General features: G+C 61.3%; 4 protein-coding genes and 1 pseudogene. 1 reads left to right on the forward strand and 4 read right to left on the reverse strand.

Annotation, left to right across the window (positions count from 1 at the left end; all coding sequences use genetic code 11):
* Positions 1-464: 464 nt before the first annotated feature.
* Together HNQ08_RS25160 and HNQ08_RS25165 are read right to left on the reverse strand one after the other, a co-directional pair.
* Positions 465-761, reverse strand: coding sequence for a hypothetical protein (locus tag HNQ08_RS25160; RefSeq protein ID WP_184137981.1), 297 nt, complete (start codon positions 759-761; stop codon positions 465-467).
* A 186-nt stretch (positions 762-947) separates the two neighbouring features.
* A complete protein-coding gene (locus tag HNQ08_RS25165) occupies positions 948-2744 on the reverse strand; it encodes a sensor histidine kinase (protein ID WP_184137982.1) in 1797 nt (598 codons plus the stop codon).
* Positions 2745-3128: 384 nt separating this feature from the next.
* Here HNQ08_RS25165 and solA point away from each other — a divergent pair, with 384 nt between their 5' ends.
* Positions 3129-4277, forward strand: coding sequence for an N-methyl-L-tryptophan oxidase (gene solA, locus HNQ08_RS25170; RefSeq protein WP_221284502.1), 1149 nt, complete (start codon positions 3129-3131; stop codon positions 4275-4277).
* Between the two features lie 323 nt (positions 4278-4600).
* On the opposite strand, the pseudogene HNQ08_RS25175 reads toward solA, so the two are convergent.
* Together HNQ08_RS25175 and HNQ08_RS25180 are read right to left on the reverse strand one after the other, a co-directional pair.
* Positions 4601-5311: pseudogene (locus HNQ08_RS25175) on the reverse strand (IS6 family transposase).
* A gap of 240 nt (positions 5312-5551) precedes the next feature.
* Complete coding sequence (locus HNQ08_RS25180) at positions 5552-5875, reverse strand: hypothetical protein (RefSeq protein ID WP_184137984.1); 324 nt, start codon at positions 5873-5875, stop codon at positions 5552-5554.
* Positions 5876-6000: the final 125 nt, after the last annotated feature.

Raw genomic sequence — 6000 nt, forward strand, 5'->3', positions numbered from 1 at the left:
TCGGCCCAGGCCGCTCCCTCTAGTGGTTCGCCCGGCCTTGAATGGGGGTGGGTTGAGGATAATGACGCGTTGTCGCGGTGGATGAACAACCAGACGATGGTCTCCAGATGTGACTGAAGGCGATTGAAGGTCGGGGAACGGCAGACCAGAAGGGTCAGTTGAAGCGTTCAAGATGTTGGGGTCCAGCGATGCGGTGCAGCTTACCGAAGACCACACCCTTGTCGGCCGCCAGGCGTTCTGTATGACAGGTCGCGGCGTCCAGGTACGCTGTTCCGAGGCTACGCCAAAGCCCGTACGTGCCTAAGGTGTCGCGGGGCCCGAGGAAGAAACAGCGGACGATCTGTCGGGTGTGCCGATCCATTGCCAGCCAGATCCAGAGCCATCGTTGATGGCTTTTCACGAACTTGCATCGTTCGTCGCATTACTGCACCCGTGGGCAAGGTGCTGTAATGCTCAGGCTGTTTTTACTGGGGCAGCGGGTCACGAAAGTCGTGTGGGACGCGGCGGCTCAACCCTTCGAGATGCAGACGGAACCAGGATCGGCTAATCCGGATGACCCGACAGATGCCTCGGTGGAAGATCTGTGCCATCAACAAACGGTTCACCAAGGCGATGGTTTCAACCGAAACACGATGCCAGACCGATTGCAACGTGAACTGGTGGCCACAGACGCGGCGGATGGTGCGTTGCTTCCCTGTGGGGGCATAGCCGTTTTTGACGGTGCGGACGGCGCCACATTGCGGCCATACCAGTCCGTTCATGTTTCATTGAACCCCCGTCATGCTTAAAAATCCACGACCACCGGGTGCATAGGTTTGACAGCTCACGAATAACGGGTTTTCTTAGAGAAATCAAGGCGGCCTTTCGGCCGCTTTTTCCATGTCTACCAGGGTCACGCACACCCTGCGCCCCAGGTGAACGCGCTCACTCCAGGATGGAGATTGGCGTCAGCGCAGGCCGGATGCGCCTTCGCCCAGCACCAGTGGGCGGAGGTGCGGCAGCGTGAATGAGAAGGTGGTGCCTTCACCTGGCACACTGCTGGCCCAGATCCTTCCCCCATGACGCACAATAATGCGCCGCACGGTCGCCAGCCCGATGCCAGTGCCCTCAAACTCGCTGTGCCCATGGAGCCGCTGAAAGGGTCCGAACAGCCGATCCGCATACGCCGGATCAAAGCCCACCCCGTTGTCCTGCACCCACACCGTCCACGCCTCATCTCCCGCCTGCGCACCGATCTCGATGACCGCCCGCTCCCGGGTGCGGGTGAACTTCACCGCATTGCTTAACAGGTTGGTCAGCACCTGTTGCAAGGTCGCCGGATCTCCCATCACCTGCGGCAACGGCTCAATCCTCCATTCGATCTGACGGCCCCCGCCCTCGTCCTCGACGTGGCGCCTGGCGTGCTCCATCAGGGCACTCAGGTTCACCGCGGTATGGGTCAGGGGCTGCCGGGTGCTGTGCGACAGGGCCAGCATCGCGTCGATCATGCTGTTCATTTGATCGGCAGCCCCCTCCATCACCCGGAAGGCGCGCTCCACTTTATCCAGTTGCCCCTGGGCCATGGCACGGCGGCCCAGCTCGGTAAAACCCTTGACGTGCCGCGCGGGGGTCCGCAGGTCATGCGAGACGCTGTAGGCAAACGCTTCGAGTTCCTCATTGGCGGCCTGCAACTCACTGCGTTGCTCCTCCAGCTCCTGGGCCTGCCACGCCCGTTCCAGGCCCAGGCCCAGACTGCGGCCGACAGCCTCGAATAGGGCCCGGTCCTCAGGCAGCCACATCTGATACTGCTCACTCCCGATAGCGAACATAGCAGTCGGCTGACCGTCCCGGAAGTACGGAATGAAGGCCGCAGCGTCGTAGGATCCGGCTCCCACAACAAGCTCGTCGCGGACTCCCAACTGGTCAAAGAACACTGGTCCCCTGGCCTCCACGGCCTCGAACAGACCGGGGGTGGACGCCGGTACGCCCGCGAACAGCGCGTCGCGCAGTCTGGGATCCGGCACGTTGGTATACCGCGCCCGCCACAGTCCACCGTCCCATTCGTAGTAGCCGGTAGACCAGCCCGGCATGGAGGCCAGGAACAATTCGCTGGCCCGTTCTGCCAGCCGGACCCGGTCCGTCTCCAGGCCGATGGCCTCGGTCAGCATCATGAACGCTTCCAGGGAACGCTGCTGTTCCTGACCCAGGGCTTTGCGCTGCTGGGCGCTGTAGAGCGCCTGATACACCGATGTGAACAGTTGCCGCTGTTGCGCAGTCCACACTGCCTGACCCACCAAACCCACCACGAGCAGTGCCACAGGCTGACCACCCTGAAAGAACGGAGCCACGCCCGCCGCCTGGAACTGCTCGGCATGCGGCATGCCCTGCTCTGCCGAGTTCCAGTGGTCAAAGAACTGCGGCGTGCGGGCGGCCACCGTCTGGGCCAGGAATGGCGTGTCCAGGGGCAGCCCAGCCCGGACCAGCGCCGTGAACTCAGGGGGGACCGCGTCGCTGACCACCTCGGCCCCCCAGCGCTCGCCCTGGCGCGTGAAGTAGACCGCCAGCAGGTTGGGGATGTTGCGACGAAGCACGCCCCCGACGTGGCGCGCGAGCGCGGTCACGTCATCGGTGGTGGCCGCGGCCTCACTCAGGGCCACGAAGGTGGACAGCACCTCATTCTGTTGCTGGGCGGCCGCCAGAGCCTCACGCAGCCGGATGACTTCATCCGACAGTGTGTCAACCGTCAGAAGGCTAGAGTCGGACATTGCCTCGCACTATAAAGCGCTCGCAAACAGGGGTCCGTCTGTTCGACTACGCCCGTTTGAACAGAGCGGGGAGCCACCCTGTCAGGCAGTCGGTACGCGCGTGACGGTCAGGATGTGCGGCTGCCAACTACTCAGGGCAGCCGCGCGGGCCTGATACGGGGGCGCGTCCAGCTATACCCCCAGGTCCGTGCTCAACAACAGGGGACGTAAGCCAGAGCTACATTGACCCCTGTTGAGCTAGCCCGCCCGCCTTTGAGGGGACGTTGCGTTGATCCGATCATGACAGAGCCGGGGTTCCTCTCTAAACTCAAAGTGCTACGTCGCCCAGCGTTGCGTAAACGATCGACAGTGTGTTTCCACGCTCATGAGAAGGAAAGGATCAACTTGCAGCACTACGACACCATCGTAATTGGCATCGGCGCAATGGGCTCATCCACGCTCTATCGGCTCGCTCGTCAAGGGCAGCGCGTCCTCGGGCTGGAACGTTTCGACCTGGGACACACCATGGGCTCGTCGCACGGCGTGAACCGCATCATTCGTCTCGCGTACTTCGAGGATCCTCGGTACGTACCGCTGCTGCGCCGTGCGTACGAACTCTGGCGCGAGACTGAACAACTTGCCGGTGAACAGCTGCTCTATGTCACTGGCGGCCTGGACGTAGGCGTTGAGCACGGAGAGGTGGTCCAAGGTACTCTCAGTGCCTGCCGGGCCTACGATCTACCTTATGAGGTGCTGTCGGCCGCGGAGCTCACGGCGCGCTTCCCGGCGTACCGGCTGCCTGACGGGTATGTCGGCGTCCACCAACCGGACGCAGGCTTTGTCGCGTCGGAGCGGGCCATCATGGTCCACGTGTCCCTCGCCATCAGGCATGGCGCGCAAGTGCATGCACGGGAAAAAGTTAGCGCAATTGAGCCCCGCGAGGGACGGGTCACGGTGGTCACTGAGCGAGGCCGCTACGAAGCCGGGCAGGTGGTCGTCTCTGCCGGTGCCTGGCTGTCCGATCTGATTCCTGACCTCCAGCGGACCGCGATGCCCGAACGGCAGGTTCTGGGTTGGTTCCAGCCGAAGGCGCCGGAACTGTTCTCAATGGGACGTTTCCCGGTCTCCATTCTGGAATCGGAGCTGGGATCGTTCTACCAGTTCCCTACCTGGGGCGTGCCGGGCTTCAAGATTGGAAGGCACCATCACCGACGCGAGTGTGGTCATGCCGACCGTCTGTCCCGTGAACCCACGGCCGCAGATGAGACAGTGCTGCGTGAAGCGCTGCGTAGCTTTTTTCCAGACGCCGACGGCCCTACATTGCGCCTCTCTGCGTGCCTGTACACCAACACGCCCGATGAGCACTTCATCATCGACAGGCTGCCGGGTCATCCGGAGGTGGTCGTCGCGTCCCCGTGCTCCGGTCACGGGTTCAAGTTTGCGAGTGTGATGGGGGAAATCTTGGCTGACCTGGCAACCACCGGGGAAAGTGCATTGGACGTGTCCCTGTTCTCTCTCGCACGGTTCAGAGAGAACGGGGCGAATCAAGGCTGAGGGCAGGCGCCGATAACATTTGTGTGCCAAAGGGAAGGGGCCTCTACGGCGCATTGATATCTCCGATAGAGCGGAGCACGTACAGCCGAGCGAGCGCACCCGTTTGTCGTGGCGAGAGAGGCTCAGCAGCTAGGGTTCTGGCCGAAGTATTTTTGCTGAGCTGCGCTGTGATCCTATGGGCGGCAATCTGTTTCAAGGCAGTGGTCACAGCATCTCGCAGGACAAGATTGTGCTCGGACACGGCCATGGCGATCTGTCTCTCCGGAGGGTTGTGTTGCCTTAACTGGTGTCACGGCATGCTGCGGGCAGAGGTGGTCTGAACCTTAGGCCACCTGTATCGCCATCGTTGACCACGTCTGAAACCCTTGTTTCTGAATGCTTCTGCCGAGTGGTGCAGACACACTTGTTCGGGAATGGCGATGAATGTTGGTGGATCGGGCGTGCAGGCTCAGGAATTCTCGAGTGCGCTTGCGTCGTCTGATCCCCTGACCACTCCGCTCTTGTTGCCGTGTAGATCGGTGTTCTTGCTCGATCACATTGGGACATCGGGCCGTGGAGATCACCTGTCGGTGGTCGACGGCAATCAGGCTCGGGATTTCCAGAATTACGGCTCCGTCGCTCCAGAGCTGGCCAGTAGGAATGACCTCTGCAACGTTGTCTTCTCCCAGCAGCTTGGTCAGAACAGTCTGCGCCACCTTGGTGTCGTGATGCCGCTAAAGGAGGATATCAAGCACGAAACCGTGCTCGTCCACCGCTCGCCACAACCAATAGTGAGCCCCCTCCACCGTTATACAGACCTCGTCCATGAACCACAGGGAACCCCGGCGGGGTTCCCTGTGACGAAGATGTTCTGCGAAGAGGGAATGAAACTTGACACACCATTCGAGAAGGGTCCGGTGGCTGACCCTTTGGGGCACGCACATACAGCAACTTCTGAACGTCCCGGTCACCGAGAAAAAGCGGTGGTACAGCCACATAGCGTGCTGGATAATGCTTATCAAAGACCAGTGGCCGTAGGGGCTCGCCTCGGTCATTGAAGGTCAGGCCCCTTCAGCCCAGTCACGGCAACCGAACCGCTCCACCAGCACCTTCGCAAGGTTGTCTCGCATCTTGCGTGGGCGGACTTTGCCTGAATCCAGTTCCGGTCAGGTAGCTCCAAACATAGGAACTCATCGGGTGGCACTCTAACTTCCGCCTGTTGGATCGTGCCTAAGATGGGCGAGACAGCGCTTTGTTCTGGCGGAACAAGAGCTCGAAATCATGTCGCGCCTCCTTTAGGGGGAGCCGACTGAATCAGATCTCATCCGGCGGAAGTGCCAGAAGGCCATTCCAATGATCCAGATGGAGGGCTCCAACGCGCAACGGGTAAAGCATCCCGCTGACCGATACATCAGCATAAAAGCGTCCTCAACGGCCTGCTCAGGATTGGAGAGGCCCTGGCGCATGGCGAGCGTGAGCAACTGTCCCGCATATTGGCGATGCAACAGGCACAAAGCTGCCTCATCTCCGTCGGCCAAGCCCTGCAGGAGAATCGCGCTGTCCTGCAGGGCCTGATCTGAAGATGGGTCACGGAAGATGTCGCGCAGATCCTGCTCCATGTCCGTCAGAACGCCTATTTCAGGGTTTTGGCCCAATCGAGAATGGCGCGGTTGGCGAAGGGGGCATTCTCGTAGATGGCGGCGTGGGCGGCGCCGGGGATCAGCACCATTGTGCTGCCCGCGAT

The organism is Deinococcus humi (assembly GCF_014201875.1).
Classification (GTDB): Bacteria; Deinococcota; Deinococci; order Deinococcales; family Deinococcaceae; genus Deinococcus; species Deinococcus humi.

Excerpts from the sequence above, each read along its gene's own strand:
- HNQ08_RS25160 (WP_184137981.1), bottom strand. The coding sequence starts at position 761 with ATGAACGGACTGGTATGGCCGCAATGTGGCGCCGTCCGCACCGTCAAA.
- HNQ08_RS25165 (WP_184137982.1), bottom strand. The coding sequence starts at position 2,744 with ATGTCCGACTCTAGCCTTCTGACGGTTGACACACTGTCGGATGAAGTC.
- HNQ08_RS25180 (WP_184137984.1), bottom strand. The coding sequence starts at position 5,875 with ATGGAGCAGGATCTGCGCGACATCTTCCGTGACCCATCTTCAGATCAG.